The sequence below is a fragment of the Mesorhizobium sp. AR10 genome, assembly GCF_024746795.1.
Classification (GTDB): Bacteria; Pseudomonadota; Alphaproteobacteria; order Rhizobiales; family Rhizobiaceae; genus Mesorhizobium.
Genome location: NZ_CP080524.1, coordinates 3,424,262 through 3,439,194, shown reverse-complemented (window position 1 = coordinate 3,439,194; position 14,933 = coordinate 3,424,262). Strand labels below are relative to the sequence as shown.

Annotated in this window: 16 protein-coding genes and 1 riboswitch; of the genes, 3 read left to right on the top strand and 13 right to left on the bottom strand. The window is 62.9% G+C overall.

Annotated elements, in window-relative coordinates:
• Window positions 1–10: 10 nt before the first annotated feature.
• The 13 genes from nuoK to LHFGNBLO_RS20045 all read right to left on the bottom strand — a co-directional run bounded on the left by nuoK (window position 11) and on the right by LHFGNBLO_RS20045 (window position 11,651).
• Window positions 11–319, bottom strand: a complete 309-nt coding sequence (gene nuoK, locus LHFGNBLO_RS20105) for an NADH-quinone oxidoreductase subunit NuoK (protein WP_023798863.1) — start codon at window positions 317–319, stop codon at window positions 11–13.
• A 1-nt stretch (window position 320) separates the two neighbouring features.
• Entirely contained in the window at window positions 321–941 is a 621-nt protein-coding gene (locus LHFGNBLO_RS20100; protein WP_258601028.1) for an NADH-quinone oxidoreductase subunit J, read from the bottom strand.
• Between the two features lie 127 nt (window positions 942–1,068).
• Window positions 1,069–1,560: an NADH-quinone oxidoreductase subunit NuoI gene (gene nuoI / locus LHFGNBLO_RS20095; protein WP_023763316.1), complete on the bottom strand. Its 492-nt coding sequence runs from the start codon at window positions 1,558–1,560 to the stop codon at window positions 1,069–1,071.
• The gene (gene nuoH / locus LHFGNBLO_RS20090; RefSeq protein WP_258601026.1) at window positions 1,560–2,603 is read right to left on the bottom strand and encodes an NADH-quinone oxidoreductase subunit NuoH; all 1,044 of its coding nucleotides are present in this window, start codon (window positions 2,601–2,603) and stop codon (window positions 1,560–1,562) included. Before nuoH ends, nuoI begins: the two co-directional genes overlap by 1 nt.
• Window positions 2,604–2,605: 2 nt before the next feature.
• Window positions 2,606–4,687: an NADH-quinone oxidoreductase subunit NuoG gene (gene nuoG / locus LHFGNBLO_RS20085; protein WP_258601023.1), complete on the bottom strand. Its 2,082-nt coding sequence runs from the start codon at window positions 4,685–4,687 to the stop codon at window positions 2,606–2,608.
• A 142-nt stretch (window positions 4,688–4,829) separates the two neighbouring features.
• A complete protein-coding gene (locus LHFGNBLO_RS20080) occupies window positions 4,830–5,537 on the bottom strand; it encodes an NADH-ubiquinone dehydrogenase (RefSeq protein WP_258601021.1) in 708 nt (235 codons plus the stop codon).
• A gap of 109 nt (window positions 5,538–5,646) precedes the next feature.
• Window positions 5,647–6,951 carry an NADH-quinone oxidoreductase subunit NuoF gene (gene nuoF / locus LHFGNBLO_RS20075; RefSeq protein ID WP_258601019.1) on the bottom strand — a complete coding sequence of 435 codons (1,305 nt, stop codon included), beginning with the start codon at window positions 6,949–6,951 and terminating at the stop codon, window positions 5,647–5,649.
• Entirely contained in the window at window positions 6,941–7,582 is a 642-nt protein-coding gene (locus LHFGNBLO_RS20070; RefSeq protein ID WP_258601017.1) for a hypothetical protein, read from the bottom strand. Before LHFGNBLO_RS20070 ends, nuoF begins: the two co-directional genes overlap by 11 nt.
• A 15-nt stretch (window positions 7,583–7,597) precedes the next feature.
• A complete protein-coding gene (locus LHFGNBLO_RS20065; protein ID WP_258601015.1) occupies window positions 7,598–8,902 on the bottom strand; it encodes an NADH-quinone oxidoreductase subunit E in 1,305 nt (434 codons plus the stop codon).
• The gene (locus LHFGNBLO_RS20060; RefSeq protein ID WP_258601013.1) at window positions 8,903–10,093 is read right to left on the bottom strand and encodes an NADH-quinone oxidoreductase subunit D; all 1,191 of its coding nucleotides are present in this window, start codon (window positions 10,091–10,093) and stop codon (window positions 8,903–8,905) included.
• Between the two features lie 9 nt (window positions 10,094–10,102).
• Window positions 10,103–10,708, bottom strand: a complete 606-nt coding sequence (locus LHFGNBLO_RS20055) for an NADH-quinone oxidoreductase subunit C (protein ID WP_258601011.1) — start codon at window positions 10,706–10,708, stop codon at window positions 10,103–10,105.
• A gap of 5 nt (window positions 10,709–10,713) precedes the next feature.
• Entirely contained in the window at window positions 10,714–11,295 is a 582-nt protein-coding gene (locus LHFGNBLO_RS20050) for a NuoB/complex I 20 kDa subunit family protein (protein ID WP_258601009.1), read from the bottom strand.
• Complete coding sequence (locus tag LHFGNBLO_RS20045) at window positions 11,286–11,651, bottom strand: NADH-quinone oxidoreductase subunit A (protein WP_258601008.1); 366 nt, start codon at window positions 11,649–11,651, stop codon at window positions 11,286–11,288. Before LHFGNBLO_RS20045 ends, LHFGNBLO_RS20050 begins: the two co-directional genes overlap by 10 nt.
• Before the next feature lie 331 nt (window positions 11,652–11,982).
• Between LHFGNBLO_RS20045 and LHFGNBLO_RS20040 the strand changes: the two genes are divergently transcribed.
• From LHFGNBLO_RS20040 to cobW, 3 genes are all read left to right on the top strand, one after another.
• Complete coding sequence (locus tag LHFGNBLO_RS20040) at window positions 11,983–13,182, top strand: winged helix-turn-helix domain-containing protein (RefSeq protein WP_258601006.1); 1,200 nt, start codon at window positions 11,983–11,985, stop codon at window positions 13,180–13,182.
• A gap of 29 nt (window positions 13,183–13,211) precedes the next feature.
• A riboswitch (cobalamin riboswitch) is annotated at window positions 13,212–13,417 on the top strand.
• 38 nt (window positions 13,418–13,455) lie between these two features.
• On the top strand, window positions 13,456–13,884 hold the full coding sequence (locus tag LHFGNBLO_RS20035) for a DUF1636 family protein (protein WP_258601004.1): 429 nt from the start codon (window positions 13,456–13,458) through the stop codon (window positions 13,882–13,884).
• Window positions 13,885–13,886: 2 nt separating this feature from the next.
• A complete protein-coding gene (gene cobW / locus LHFGNBLO_RS20030) occupies window positions 13,887–14,924 on the top strand; it encodes a cobalamin biosynthesis protein CobW (RefSeq protein WP_258601002.1) in 1,038 nt (345 codons plus the stop codon).
• Window positions 14,925–14,933 lie beyond the last annotated feature (9 nt).

Below are 14,933 nucleotides of genomic sequence, written 5' to 3'. Positions count from 1 at the left end.
GTGGTTCCCGTCAACCCTTCATCATGTTCACGTCTTCGACCGCGATCGAGCCGCGGTTGCGGAAGAAGACGACGAGAATGGCAAGACCTATTGCCGCCTCAGCCGCCGCCACCGTCAGCACGAACAGCGCAAACACCTGGCCGACGAGGTCGCCAAGTGCCGCCGAGAAGGCGACGAAATTGATGTTGACGGCAAGCAGGATCAGCTCGATCGACATCAGGATGACGATGATGTTCCTGCGGTTGAGGAAGATGCCGAACACGCCGAGCGTGAACAGGATCGCCGAGACGGTCAGATAATGTGCGATGCCGACGACCATCTCAGAGTCCCTCGCCCGTTTTGACCTTGCGGATTTCCATTCCCGTCGCCGGCGTGCGGCCGACCTGGGCTGCGATTGACTGCCGCTTGACGCCCGGCTTGTGGCGCAACGTCAGTACGATGGCGCCGATCATGGCGACCAGCAGCACCAGGCCCGAAATCTGGAAGTAGTAGAGGTAGTCCGTATAGAGGATATCGCCGAGCGCCGCCGTGTTCGAACGCGTCGCAAGGTCGGGGATGGGCTTCGAAACGGTCGCGGCCAGTTGCGGCGCGAATGTATAGCCACCAAGCACGACGATCAGCTCCGCCGCCAGGATCAGCCCGACCAGCGCGCCAATCGGGGCGTATTGCAGCGCGCCTTCCTTCATCTCGGCGAAGTCGACGTCAAGCATCATGACGACGAACAGGAACAGCACCATCACCGCGCCGACATAGACGACGAGCAGGATCATCGCCAGGAACTCGGCGCCGGTCAGCATGAACAGGCCGGCGGCGTTGAAGAAGGTCAGGATCAGGAACAGCACCGAATGCACGGGGTTGCGCGACGAAATGACCATGAACGCCGACGCCACCGCGACAAAGGCGAAGAGGTAGAAAAAGGCCGCCTCTAGTCCACTCAGCATGGGTTCCCCCGGGTTCCTTTCGGATCAGACTTTCGTCCTGTCCGTTCTCTCTGGCTTCGTCCCGCCTCCGGTGCCGAAGCCGCGTTGTCCATAGACGAGGCCCCTCGCCCCGTCCATGCGTCAAATGTCAGCGGTACGGCGAGTCCAGCGAGATGTTGCGCGCCAGTTCGCGCTCCCACCGGTCGCCGTTCGCCAGCAGCCTATCCTTGTCGTAGTAAAGCTCCTCGCGCGTCTCCGTCGCGAATTCGAAATTCGGCCCCTCGACGATCGCGTCGACCGGGCAGGCTTCCTGGCAGAAGCCGCAATAGATGCACTTCACCATGTCGATGTCGTAGCGCACGGTGCGGCGCGTGCCGTCATTGCGGCGTGGGCCGGCCTCGATGGTGATGGCCTGCGCCGGACAGATCGCCTCGCATAGCTTGCAGGCGATGCAGCGTTCCTCGCCGTTGGGATAGCGGCGCAGCGCATGCTCGCCGCGGAAGCGCGGGCTCACCGGCCCCTTCTCGTGCGGATAGTTGATCGTCTCCTTCGGCGCGAAGAACTGACGCATCGACAGGAAGAAGGCGCTGACGAAATCTTGCAAGAGCAGTGATTTTGCGGCCTGGGAAAGAGCGGACATCACGCAAACCCCGTGATCTTGAGGAAGGCGGCGACGATCACCACCATCGCCAGCGAGATCGGCAGGAACACTTTCCAGCCAAGCCGCATCAGCTGGTCGTAGCGATAGCGCGGCACGAAGGCCTTCACCATGGAGAACATGAAGAACACCATGCAGACCTTGAGCACGAACCAGATCAGTCCGGGCACCCAGGTGAAGGGCGCGAAGTCGAAGGGCGGCAGCCAGCCGCCGAGGAACAGGATGGTGGCCAGCGCGCACATCAGCACCACGGCGACATATTCGCCGAGGAAGAACAGCAGGAACGGCGTCGACGAATATTCGACCATGTGGCCGGCAACCAGCTCCGATTCGGCCTCGACAAGGTCAAACGGCGGCCGGTTGGTCTCGGCCAGCGCCGAAATGAAGAAGATGACGAACATCGGAAACAGCGACAGCCAGTGCCAGTCGAGGAAGGTGTTGGGCAGCCCAAGCCGTGTGCCGAGCCCATCTTGTTGCGACAGCACGATATCAGTCAGGTTGAGCGATCCGACGCAGAGCAGCACGGTGACGATGACGAAACCGATCGAGACTTCGTAGGACACCATCTGCGCGGCCGAGCGCAGCGCGCCGAGGAACGGATATTTCGAATTGGACGCCCAGCCGCCCATGATCACGCCATAGACCTCGAGCGAGGATATGGCGAAGACGTAGAGGATGCCGACATTGACGTTGGCAATGGCCCAGCCCTGGTTGACCGGGATCACCGCCCAGGCCGAGATCGCCAGCACCGCCGACACCAGCGGCGCCAGCAGGAACACGCCCTTGTTGGCGCCGGACGGGATCACCGGCTCCTTGAAGACGAATTTCAACAGATCGGCGAAAGCCTGCAGTGTACCCCAGGGGCCAACGACGTTCGGGCCGCGGCGCAGTTGCACCGCCGCCCAGATCTTGCGGTCGGCATAAAGCAGATAGGCGACCGCAATCAGCAGCACGACGATCAGCACGACCGATTTCAGAAGGATGATCAGCGCCGGCAGCACGTAGAAGGAGAAGAAGGTGTCCATGTCTACTCCGCCGCCTGCCTGAAGCCGTTTTTCGCCAGCGCCGAGCATTCCGCCATGACGGCAGAGGCCCGCGCGATCGGGTTGGTCAGGTAGAAATCCTTGACCGGCGAGGTGAACGTGCCCTTGTTCAGCCGCCCGCCGACCTTCGCCACCTTGGCGATGTCGTCCGCGTTTCCGGCCGCGACCTGGTCGATGCGGGCAAGATGCGGATAGTCGGCATAGAGCTTGGCGCGCAGCTGCGGAAGCGAATCGAACGGCAGCTTCTTGCCCAGCACGTCCGACAGCGCCCTGAGAATCGCCCAGTCTTCACGGGCATCGCCCGGCGCGAAGCCGGCGCGGTTGGTCTGCTGCACGCGGCCTTCGGTGTTGACATAGGTGCCGGACTTTTCAGTGTAGGCAGCACCCGGCAGAATGACGTTGGCGCGGTGCGCGCCCTGGTCGCCATGCGTGCCGACATAGACGACGAACGCACCGCCGGTCTTGGCCATGTCGATCTCGTCGGCGCCCAGCAGGAACAGCACGTCCATCTCGCCCAGCATGCCGGCGACGTTCTTGCCGCCCGCGCCCGGCACGAAGCCGAGGTCGAGGCCGCCGACGCGCCCTGCCGCATTGTGCAACACGGCAAAGCCATTCCAGTCGGCCCTTGCAGCGTTTACGGCAGAGGCAAGCTTCGCCGCCTGGCCAAGCACGGCCGCGCCGTCCGAGCGCGCCAGTGCGCCCTGGCCGACAATGATCAGCGGATGCGTCGCCTTCTTCAGCACCTGGAAGAACTTGCCGTTGCCATCGGCCAAATCCTTCAGCGATTCCGGCCCGGCACCGAGCTGTTCATAGTCGTAGCGTGTATCGCCGACTTCGCCGATGACGCCGACCGGCAGATTGCCGATGCGCCAGCGCTTGCGGATGCGGGTGTTGAGCACCGACGCCTCGAAGCGCGGATTGGCGCCGATGATCAGCACCGCGTCGGCCTGCTCGATGCCTTCGATGGTCGGGTTAAAGATGTAGCTCGCCCGGCCAAGCGATGGATCGAGCGCCGCGCCATCCTGACGGCAGTCGGTATTCTCGGAGCCCAGCGCAGCCATCAACAGCTTCAGCGCATAGATTTCCTCGACCGCGGCAAGGTCGCCGGCAATGGCGCCGACCTTTTCAGGGGCAGCCCTGGAAACCGCGTCCTTGATCGCAGAAAAAGCCTCGGCCCAGCTTGCGGCCACCAGCCTGCCGTTCTGGCGCACATAGGGGCGGTCGAGGCGCTGCGTGCGCAACCCGTCCCAGATGAAGCGGGTCTTGTCGGAAATCCACTCCTCGTTCACCGCCTCGTTGACGCGCGGCAGGATGCGCATCACTTCGCGGCCCCTTGAGTCGACCCGGATCGCTGAGCCGACGGCGTCCATCACGTCGATGGATTCGGTCTTGGTCAATTCCCACGGCCGCGCCTGGAAGGCAAAGGGCTTGGAGGTCAACGCGCCGACCGGGCAAAGGTCGATGACATTGCCCTGCAGTTCCGAGGTCATCGCGCTTTCGAGATAGGTGGTGATCTCGGCATCCTCGCCGCGGCCGATCAGGCCGAGCTCGGAAATACCGGCAACTTCCGTGGTGAAGCGGACGCAGCGCGTGCAGTGGATGCAGCGGTTCATCACCGTCTTGACCAGCGGCCCGATATATTTGTCTTCGACTGCGCGCTTGTTCTCATGATAGCGCGAGGAATCGACGCCGAAGGCCATCGCCTGGTCCTGCAGGTCGCATTCGCCGCCCTGGTCGCAGATCGGGCAATCCAGCGGATGGTTGATCAGCAGAAATTCCATCACGCCTTCCCGGGCCTTCTTGACCATCGGCGTGTTGGTGAAGATTTCCGGCGGCTCGCCATTCGGACCTGGGCGCAGGTCGCGCACGCCCATGGCGCAAGATGCCTGCGGCTTGGGCGGCCCGCCCTTCACCTCGATCAGGCACATGCGGCAGTTGCCGGCGATCGACAGCCGCTCATGGAAGCAGAAGCGCGGCACTTCCGCGCCGGCGTCCTCCGCCGCCTGCAGCAGCGTGTAGTGGTCGGGTACAGTGATCTCTTTCCCGTCGACCTTGAGCTTTGCCATCAATTGCCCCCGGCGGTTTTCGCCGTCTCATATGCCTGAAACAGATCGCCAAGGCTGATGCCATTGATCATCAGGCCGGCGACCTCAGCGTTTTCTATCTTCACGTTGCTCATGTTCACGTCATCGAAACTCGAAACGTCCCCTACCTCTTGGCTTTGGCAGCCAGAACGAGTGCCGCCGCCTGGCGGGTCCACTCGTCGCGGCCGATGCGGCCGTTGAGCGACAGGTAATCCTCGACCCAGGCGATCTCTTCCGGCGTCCACGCGGCGATCTGGGCGAATGTCCAGATACCGAGACCGTTCAGCACCTTTTCCAGCTTCGGCCCAATGCCCGATATCGCCTTGAAGTCTGATGGTTTGGCGGGCCGGTCCATGGCCTTGGGCTGCCTGAAATCCTCCGGCATCAATCCGGTGGATGCGGCGCCGGCAACGGCGTCCGAACCCGGCTTGTCCTGCGCCTCGCTCACGGTGCGTGCGGCGATATCGGTCACATCCTGGGCAAAGGTCTGCGCCTCGGCGATCAAGGTTTTGGTCGCTGCGCGCGCCTTGGTGGAAGAGCTGTTCGTGGCCTCGGAAAAATGGTCGGCCCGTGTCTCGAAATCGTCGACGATCGGTTGGAAAAGCCACTGTGAAGCCTCGGCAGCGCCGGAGAGAGCGCCCATCCAGACGCCAAAGGCGTGATTGGCCAGCCCGATGCCGAGCGCCGACATCGCTGCCGCACCCGCGACAGGGTGGGCCAGGAGATTGACGGCGCTGGCCATCTCCTTCGGCATCATGCTGGTCAAATCCTGGTTCATCTTCTCGAACTGATCCATGTCGGACATCAAATGGGGTATCGAAAACTGCGACATTGGTGGTCTCCTAAGTCGTTCTTCGTCTGCCCCGCCGCGGTATCTTCGTCCCGGGCATTTCGGCCCGCATTTCAAATCGGGCAATTGCCCGTATTTCGAACTTTTCTGTCTACTCCGCCGCCACCATCACCGGTTCGGCCCGGTGCGCGTTACGCGAAAACTCGTCGATGCGCCGTTCCACCTCGCCGCGGAAGTGCCGCATCAGGCCCTGGATCGGCCACGCCGCCGCGTCGCCGAGCGCACAGATCGTGTGGCCTTCGACCTGCTTGGTCACGTCGAGCAGCATATCGATCTCGCGCTTCTGCGCCTCGCCGCGCACCAGCCGCTCCATCACCCGCCACATCCAGCCGGTGCCTTCACGGCACGGCGTGCACTGGCCGCAGCTCTCATGCTTGTAGAAGTAGGAAAGCCGCGCGATCGCCTTCACGATATCGGTCGACTTGTCCATGACGATGACAGCCGCGGTGCCGAGGCCCGACTTCAGGTCGCGCAGCGCGTCGAAATCCATCGGCGTGTCGATGATCTGTTCGGCAGGCACCAGCGGCACCGAAGCACCGCCCGGAATGACCGCCAGAAGATTGTCCCAGCCGCCGCGAATGCCGCCGCAATGCGTCTCGATCAGCTCGCGGAACGGGATCGACATTGCTTCTTCGACGGTACACGGATTGTTGACGTGGCCGGAGATGCAGAACAGCTTGGTGCCGACATTGTTGGGCCGGCCGAAGGACGAGAACCAGGCGGCACCGCGCCGCAGGATGGTCGGCGCGACCGCGATGGATTCGACATTGTTGACGGTGGTCGGGCAGCCATAGAGGCCGACATTGGCCGGGAATGGCGGCTTCAGCCGCGGCTGGCCCTTCTTGCCTTCGAGGCTTTCGAGCAGCGCCGTCTCCTCGCCGCAGATATAGGCGCCGGCGCCATGATGCATATAGATATCAAAGTCATAGCCGGACGTGTTGTTCTTGCCGATCAGCTTGGCCTCGTAGGCCTCGTCGATGGCGCGCTGCAGCGCCTCGCGCTCGCGGATGAACTCGCCGCGCACATAGATGTAGGCCGCGATCGCACCCATGGCGAAGCCGGCGATCAGGCAGCCCTCGACCAGCGTGTGCGGGTCGTGGCGCAGGATGTCGCGGTCCTTGCAGGTGCCGGGCTCGGATTCGTCGGCGTTGACGACCAGATAGCTCGGCCGGCCGTCGCTCTGCTTGGGCATGAACGACCATTTCAGCCCGGTCGGGAAGCCGGCGCCACCGCGTCCGCGCAGGCCGCTGGCCTTCATCTCGTTGACGATCCACTCGCGCCCCTTGGCGATGATGCCGGGTGTGTTGTCCCAGGCGCCGCGCGACATCGCACCGGCCAGCGACTTGTCGAAGCGGCCGTAGATGTTGTTGAAGATGCGGTCTTTATCAGCCAGCATTGTTGGCACTCCCGGCTTCCTCGCCAAGCAGACGCTTGGCGACCGTTTTCACAACCAATCCACCCAGAACCATCATGCCGGCGGCCTTGAGGATCAGCATCGCCACCGCAGACAGATCCCGCTGTTGAAAGCCGTCGCGGAAGGGCGCCAACGGGTCCGTGAACTCGGCCACCGCCCGCGCTATCTCACTGTCCGAGGCATCGGGAGGCCCCCTCAGGAACGTCGAATAGACAAAGTAACCGAGGCCCAGGACCGCACCAATGGCGAAACGCGGCGATCTGAACAGTTCCGTGCGCGCAGTGTGCACGTTGTTCACGGATTTGCGGAAACCGTTGAGCACAAGGTAGCTGAACGCGCCGGCCAGCAGCGTCGCAAGCACCACCGTGAACAGGTCGCCTTTCCCGCGCGTGAGGTAGTAGCCAAGCGCGAACAGCGCGAACGCTGTCGCCACGAATTTCGGCCAATGCAATTCGGCGAACGATCCATGAAAGCTCGGACGCTCGGTTTCGCCCTCGCGATAGATGACGTGTGGGCTTGGCTGCTTTGCCGGACGAACAGGGCTGCCGGCAAGCGGGCGCGCGGCGTTCGTCGAACGCTGCGTGTCCTGCCCTTTTTTGCCGAAGCTGCTCACTGATCGCTCTCCGCCCTAGACCGGTTTCTTGCCGAAGACGCGGATATATTCGGCGACGCCGCCCTTGGCGAGCGCCTTGGCCTGCTTGACCCAGTCGTCGCGGTCGATGCGGCCGTGGAAAGCGAGATAGGCGTCCACCCACTCGCGCTCGGCCTTCTTCCAGGAAGCGACCTGGGTGAAGGTGAAGATGCCAAGCGAGTGCAGGATGCCCTCGATCTTCGGGCCGACGCCCGAGATCAGCTTGAGATCGTCGACCAGCGCGGGCTTGTCGATACCGGCCGGACGGTTCTTGTCCTCGAGCGACGGCTTGGCGGGTTTCGCCGCCGGCACCTTGGCTTCCGGCGCCTTGAAGGCGGACGCAGGCTCGGCCTTGGTCATCGGGCCACTGCGCTGTTTCGAAACCTTTTCGACCTCAGGCGCTGCCGTGTTGGCATTGGCGGCCGAATGCAGCGGGGCGGCAACGCTCGCTGCCTTTTCCACCTCGGGCGCGACCTTGGCCGGCGAAGGCGATTTCAACGCCGGGCTGGTTTCGGGCGCGTCGGTCTTCGGCCTGCTGGCCTTCGACGGCGCTACAGAGGCAGCCGCCTGTGAAACCGTGGCAGCCGACGCGGCAGTGGCCTGCGCAGCCGGGGCGGCACTCGATGCTGCATCCTGGGCGGCTTTGGTCGCTGCCTTGGCGTCCTTGTCGCGCGTCGTCTTGAGGATCGCTTTTTCGCTCTTCAGCGTCGTCAGACCGGTGACCGGTTCGGACGTGGTGCGCCCATTCTGCGGTCCGGGCTGAACCTGCGCGCCCTTGCCGGCGCCATAGAGGTCGATGATTTCGCCAAGCCGCTCCGGCGTCAAATCTTCGAACGTGTCCTTGAAGATCATCACCATCGGCGCGTTGACGCAGGCGCCAAGGCATTCGACCTCTTCCCACGACAGCGTGCCCTTGTCGTTGGTGTGGAACTGGTCGTGATGGATCTTGGAGCGGCAGACATCCATCAGCGCTTCCGAGCCGCGCAGCATGCAGGGCGTGGTGCCGCAGACCTGGATATGCGCGCGTGTGCCGACCGGATTGAGCTGATACTGCGTGTAGAAGGTCGCGACTTCGAGCCCCCTGATATAGGGCATGCCGAGCATGTCGGAGATGGTCTCGATCGCTGCCTTGGTCACCCAGCCTTCCTGCTCCTGCGCTATCATCAGCAGCGGGATGATCGCCGACTGTTCGCGGCCCTTCGGATATTTCTTGATCCATTGCTTGGCCGCCGCCGCATTCGCCCTGTTGAAGGCGAAGGCTGCTGGCTGGACGCTTGCTTCTGCGAGACGGCGGACTGACATTTAGCGATCGACCTCACCAAACACGATGTCGAGGGAACCGAGGACGGCGGTGACGTCGGCCAGCATGTGGCCGCGGCACAGAAAATCCATGGCCTGCAGATGCGCGAATCCGGGCGCGCGCAGCTTGCAACGGTAGGGCTTGTTGGTGCCGTCGGAGACGAGATAGACGCCGAACTCGCCCTTTGGCGCTTCAACGGCGGCGTAAACCTCACCCGCCGGCACGCGGTAGCCTTCGGTGTAGAGCTTGAAGTGATGGATCAGCGCTTCCATCGAGCGCTTCATCGCCTGGCGCTTTGGCGGCACCACCTTGCCGTCGAGATTCGAGACCGGGCCGCTGAGTTCCTTGCCGAGCAAGAGGTCTACGCATTGGCGCATGATCTTCGCCGACTGGCGCATCTCTTCCATGCGCACGAGATAACGGTCGTAGCAGTCGCCGTTCTTGCCGATCGGAATGTCGAAATCCATTTCCGAGTAGCATTCGTAGGGCTGCGACTTGCGCAAATCCCAGGCAGCACCCGAGCCGCGCACCATGACGCCCGAAAACCCCCAGGCCCAGGCATCGGCCAGCGAGACCGTGCCGATGTCGACATTGCGCTGCTTGAAGATGCGGTTGCCGGTGAGCAGCGCATCGAGATCATCGAGGGATTTCAGGAACGGATCGATCCACTTGCCGATGTCCTCGACCAGCTTCGCGGGCAGGTCCTGATGCACGCCACCGGGGCGGAAATAGGCCGCATGCATGCGCGAACCCGAGGCGCGCTCGTAGAACACCATCAGCTTTTCGCGCTCGACGAAGCCCCACAGCGGTGGCGTCAGCGCACCCACATCCAGCGCCTGCGTCGTCACATTGAGGATATGCGACATGATCCGGCCGATCTCGCAGTAGAGCACGCGGATGATCTGGCCGCGCTTCGGCACGTCGATGCCGAGCAACCGCTCGGCGGCCAGCGCGAAGGCATGCTCCTGGTTCATCGGTGCGCAATAATCGAGCCGGTCGAGATAAGGCACGGCCTGCAGGTAGGTCTTGTGCTCGATCAGCTTTTCCGTGCCGCGATGCAAGAGCCCGATATGCGGATCGACGCGATCGACCACCTCGCCGTCGAGCTCGAGCACCAGGCGCAAAACGCCATGAGCCGCCGGATGCTGCGGGCCGAAATTGATGTTGAAGTTGCGGACGGAGGTCTCAGCCATTCTGGCGCCTCAATTCGTCTTGGCTTTTTCGTCCCCGGGCAGCACATAATCGGTGCCCTCCCACGGGGAAAGAAAATCGAAATTGCGGAATTCCTGCTTCAATTCCACCGGCTCGTAGATGACGCGCTTGGCTTCGTCGTCGTAGCGCACCTCGACGAAGCCGGTCAGCGGGAAATCCTTGCGCAGCGGATGGCCCTCGAAGCCGTAGTCGGTCAGGATCCGGCGCAGGTCAGGATGGCCTGAAAACAGCACACCGTAGAGATCGTAGGTCTCCCGCTCAAACCAGTCGGCACCGGGAAACACGCCGGTGATCGACGGCACCATGGTTTCCTCATCGGCCTGAACTTTCAAGCGGATGCGGACATTCTGCTTCGGCGACAGCAGATGATAGACGACGTCGAAGCGCTTGGCCCGCGACGGATAATCGGCACCGCAGACATCGATGATCGAGATGAACTGGCAGCGTTTGTCGTCGCGCAGGAAGGTCACCACCTCGATAAGGTTGCTCGGCTCGACAGGGACGGTGAGTTCGCCATAGGCAAACACAGCATCCCCGATCCGACCGGCCAGCTTCTCGCCGAGATATGTCGACAGTTCATTCAAGGCCTGGCTCATGCCACTCACCGCTCGATCGTGCCGGTGCGGCGGATCTTCTTCTGCAAGAGAAGAATGCCGTAGAGCAGCGCTTCCGCGCTTGGCGGGCAACCGGGCACGTAGATGTCGACCGGCACGACGCGGTCGCAGCCGCGCACCACCGAATAGGAATAGTGATAATAGCCGCCGCCATTGGCGCAGGAACCCATCGAGATGACGTAGCGTGGCTCCGGCATCTGGTCGTAGACCTTGCGCAGCGCCGGCGCCATCTTGTTGGTCAGCGTGCCGGCGACGATCATGATGTCGGACTGGCGCGGAGACGCGCGAGGAGCGACACCGAACCTCTCCGAGTCATAGCGTGGCATCGAGGTATGGATCATCTCGACCGCGCAGCACGCAAGACCAAACGTCATGAACATCAGCGAGCCGCTGCGCGCCCAGGTGACCAGCGCCTCGGTGGAGGTGACGAGAAAGCCCTTGTCGGCCAGCTCGTTGTTGATTTCGAGGAAAAACGGGTCGTCGGACCCCACCGGCCTGCCGGTGTTGGGGTCGATGAGGCCCTTGGGCTTCGGCGCGACGAGCGTGCCGGAACTGTCGCTCAATCCCATTCCAGCGCTCCTTTTTTCCATTCATAGGCAAAGCCGATGGTCAGCACCGCCAGGAACACCATCATCGACCAGAAACCGAGCATGCCGATCTTCGAGAAGGACACCGCCCACGGAAACAGGAAGGCCACTTCCAGATCGAAGATGATGAACAGGATCGACACCAGATAGAAGCGGATGTCGAACTTCATGCGGGCATCATCGAACGAGTTGAAGCCGCACTCATAGGCGGAAAGCTTTTCCGGGTCGGGATTGCGGTAGGCTACCAGGAACGGGGCCACAAGCAGCGCAAGGCCAACGACCAGCGCCACGCCGATGAACAGGACGATGGGCAGATACGAAGTCAAAAGTGCGCTCATGCAGCAGCTTTCCGTTGGCGGCCAATCCACTCTGATTACAGCAACGAACCCTAATGCGGAAGCGTGACAGATTAACCGCTGAACCGTTTTAAGTGCCTATGCTGCAACGCGGCGAGGGTTAGCGCAGCGCTTTCGGCGAAGCAAGTCAAACCTTGTTCAAAAGACGGTGCTGGACGGCACATCAAGAGAAACTGGTCCGTTCCGCTCCTGTTTGATTTCCTTCACTTTTTACTCCACTTTTCTCTCCTGACATGGTTCCCGCCAAAACCCTGCTAGCATGACGCGGAATCACTGGCTCCATTTGTCCGAAAATCATCAGAGTTCCGTCTGCATGAAGGAAAAAATCTCGCTCGCCATGGCCCGCCGCATCGCGCTTGCGGCCCAGGGTTTTAGTGATGCCCGCCCAACGGGTACGCCTGACCGGCGGCATCTTGGCCGTGTGCTGGCCCGCACCGGCTTGCTGCAGATCGATTCCGTCAGTGCCGTGGTGCGCGCGCACTATATGCCGCTTTACTCGCGCCTTGGCCCCTACCCGCTCTCGCTGCTCGACAATGCCGCCGTGACCCGCAAGCGCACGGTCTTCGAATACTGGGCGCACGAGGCGTCCTTCCTGCCGGTCGAGACCTGGCCGCTGATGCGCTGGCGCATGCAGCGGGCCGAGCGCGGTGACGAGATGTATCTCGGCCTTGCCAAGTGGGGGCGCGACCACGCCGCCTATATCGAAGAGATCTACCGCGAGGTCGTCGATCGCGGCCCGATCGCCGCTTCCGCGCTCGAAGGCCAGAAAGGCTCAGGCGGCTGGTGGGGCTGGAGCCATGCCAAGCATGCCTTCGAATGGCTGTTCTGGGCCGGACGCATCACCACGGCCCAACGCCGGGGCTTCGAACGATTCTATGATCTGCCCGAGCGTGTGCTGCCACAAGTGATCCTCGACCTGCCGGTTCCCGTCGCCGAGGACGCGCATCGCGAATTGCTGCGCATCTCGGCCCGCGCCCATGGCGTGGCGACAGCGAGCGACCTGCGCGATTATTTCCGCCTGTCGCCGGCTGATATGAAGGGCCGCCTTGAGGAACTGGTCGAGACCGGCGAGCTTTTGCCGGTGCGCGTCGAGGGTTGGGACAAGCAGGCCTATCTGCACAAGGATGCGCGCTTTCCGCGCAGGATCGAGGCGCGCGCCCTGCTTGCCCCGTTCGATCCGGTCGTTTTCGAGCGGACGCGCACGGAAAACCTGTTCAAATTCCGCTACCGCATCGAGATCTACACCCCGGCCGAAAAGCGCCAGTACGGCTATTATGTGCTGCCGTTCCTGCTCGGCGACAGGATCGTCGCGCGCGTCGACCTCAAGGCCGACCGGCCAGCCAGCGTGCTGCGCGTCCACGCCGCCTACGCCGAGACCGGCGCGCCTTCAGAAACCGCCGCTCAGCTCTTCGAGGAACTGAAGCTGATGCAGAGCTGGCTCGGGCTTGAACGCATGGAGGTGACGCCTGCCGGAGATCTTGGGCAGCCCCTCGCCGACATCGCCGTGTCGTAACCATGCGTTGACACGCCTGCACCCACAAGCCTAAATCCGGTCCAGACGGTCTCTTCTCTTCAATGGGAGGAGCCAAGAGGGAATGCGGTGCGGGATCTCGGTCTCAAATCCGCGGCTGTCCCCGCAACTGTAAGCGAAGAGCCTTGGCCGAAAACCACTGGGATGTTCCCGGGAAGGCGGCACCCAAGGCGATGACCCGCGAGCCAGGAGACCTGCCGTCTAGGACAAAAAGAATCCGATCGCCTGGCGGGTTTTCCGGGCAAGGAGCCTGATTTGGAACGCGACAGCAGTTTTTCGGCTGAGACAGCGGACGCTTTGTCCGGCGACAGCGATGCCTTGGCCGGTGTCACCGTCATCGTCTGCGCCTCCTGCCGCGACGAGACCGGCTCCGACGCCCATCCCCGTGCCGGCGAACTGCTCGCGCAGGACACACGCCGCGCCGTTTCCGGCGACAATATCCGCATCCGCAGCGTCGAATGCCTTGGCAACTGCAAACGCCGGCTGAGCGCTGCGATCCTGCGCGACGGCTGCTGGAGCTATGTCTTCGGCGACCTGACCGCGACAAGCGGCGCCGACCTCGTCACCGCCGCAAAGCTCTTCGCCACCTCGACCGACGGCCTCATTCCATGGCGCGGCCGTCCCGAATCCCTGAAGCGCGGCCTCGTTGCCCGCATCCCTCCCCTCGACACGCTGAAGGACTGACCATGCCCGCTTCCGTTTCCCGCGTTCCCTGCACCGTCGTCACCGGCTTTCTCGGCGCCGGCAAGACGACGCTGATCCGCCATCTGCTTGAGAACGCCAAGGGCAAGCGGCTGGCCATCATCGTCAACGAATTCGGCGACATCGGCATCGACGGCGAGATCCTCAAGGGGTGCGGCATCGACACCTGCCCCGAGGAAAACATCGTCGAACTGGCCAATGGCTGCATCTGCTGCACCGTCGCCGACGATTTCGTCCCGGCGCTGGACCAGATCCTGTCGCTGACGCCGAGGGTCGACCACATCCTGATCGAAACCTCCGGCCTGGCACTGCCCAAGCCGCTGGTCCAGGCCTTCCAGTGGCCGTCGGTCAAGAGCCGGGTGACAGTCGACGGCGTCATCGCCGTGGTCGACGGACCGGCGCTGGCCGAAGGCCGCGTCGCCAACGACATGGACGCCCTGCAGGCGCAGCGTGCCAAGGACGACACACTCGACCATGACGATCCGGTCGAGGAAGTGTTCGAGGACCAGATCGCCTGCGCCGACCTGATCATCCTGTCGAAGAGCGACCTGATGGACGCAACCGGCACGGCCCGCGCCAATGCCATCATCAATGAGCACTCCGCCCGCGCCGTGAGGATCGTGCCGACTTCGCATGGCAAGGTCGATCCCTCCGTACTGCTTGGGCTCGGTCTCGCCGTCGAGGACGACATCGAGAACCGCAAGTCCCATCATGACGGCGCGTTCGACCACGAGCATGACGACTTCGACACGTTCATCGTCGACATTCCCTCGATCGCCAATCCGGACGAGCTGGCAAAGCGCGTCGCCACCGCAGCCGAAGAAGAAAACGTGTTGCGCGTCAAGGGTTTCATCGATGTCGGCGGCAAGCCGATGCGGCTTTTGCTGCAGGCCGTCGGCCCGCGCGTCAATCACTACTACGACCGCGCCTGGACCGCCGACGACGACCGCCGCTCGCGCCTCGTCGTCATCGGCCTGAAGGGGCTGAACCGCCCGGCGATCGAGCGTATACTCGCCGGCTGATTTTCAGAC

Excerpts from the sequence above, each read along its gene's own strand:
- nuoK (WP_023798863.1), bottom strand. The coding sequence starts at position 319 with ATGGTCGTCGGCATCGCACATTATCTGACCGTCTCGGCGATCCTGTTC.
- LHFGNBLO_RS20100 (WP_258601028.1), bottom strand. The coding sequence starts at position 941 with ATGCTGAGTGGACTAGAGGCGGCCTTTTTCTACCTCTTCGCCTTTGTC.
- nuoI (WP_023763316.1), bottom strand. The coding sequence starts at position 1,560 with ATGTCCGCTCTTTCCCAGGCCGCAAAATCACTGCTCTTGCAAGATTTC.
- nuoH (WP_258601026.1), bottom strand. The coding sequence starts at position 2,603 with ATGGACACCTTCTTCTCCTTCTACGTGCTGCCGGCGCTGATCATCCTT.
- nuoG (WP_258601023.1), bottom strand. The coding sequence starts at position 4,687 with ATGGCAAAGCTCAAGGTCGACGGGAAAGAGATCACTGTACCCGACCAC.
- LHFGNBLO_RS20080 (WP_258601021.1), bottom strand. The coding sequence starts at position 5,537 with ATGTCGCAGTTTTCGATACCCCATTTGATGTCCGACATGGATCAGTTC.
- nuoF (WP_258601019.1), bottom strand. The coding sequence starts at position 6,951 with ATGCTGGCTGATAAAGACCGCATCTTCAACAACATCTACGGCCGCTTC.
- LHFGNBLO_RS20065 (WP_258601015.1), bottom strand. The coding sequence starts at position 8,902 with ATGTCAGTCCGCCGTCTCGCAGAAGCAAGCGTCCAGCCAGCAGCCTTC.
- LHFGNBLO_RS20060 (WP_258601013.1), bottom strand. The coding sequence starts at position 10,093 with ATGGCTGAGACCTCCGTCCGCAACTTCAACATCAATTTCGGCCCGCAG.
- LHFGNBLO_RS20055 (WP_258601011.1), bottom strand. The coding sequence starts at position 10,708 with ATGAGCCAGGCCTTGAATGAACTGTCGACATATCTCGGCGAGAAGCTG.
- LHFGNBLO_RS20050 (WP_258601009.1), bottom strand. The coding sequence starts at position 11,295 with ATGGGATTGAGCGACAGTTCCGGCACGCTCGTCGCGCCGAAGCCCAAG.
- LHFGNBLO_RS20045 (WP_258601008.1), bottom strand. The coding sequence starts at position 11,651 with ATGAGCGCACTTTTGACTTCGTATCTGCCCATCGTCCTGTTCATCGGC.
- LHFGNBLO_RS20040 (WP_258601006.1), top strand. The coding sequence starts at position 11,983 with ATGAAGGAAAAAATCTCGCTCGCCATGGCCCGCCGCATCGCGCTTGCG.
- cobW (WP_258601002.1), top strand. The coding sequence starts at position 13,887 with ATGCCCGCTTCCGTTTCCCGCGTTCCCTGCACCGTCGTCACCGGCTTT.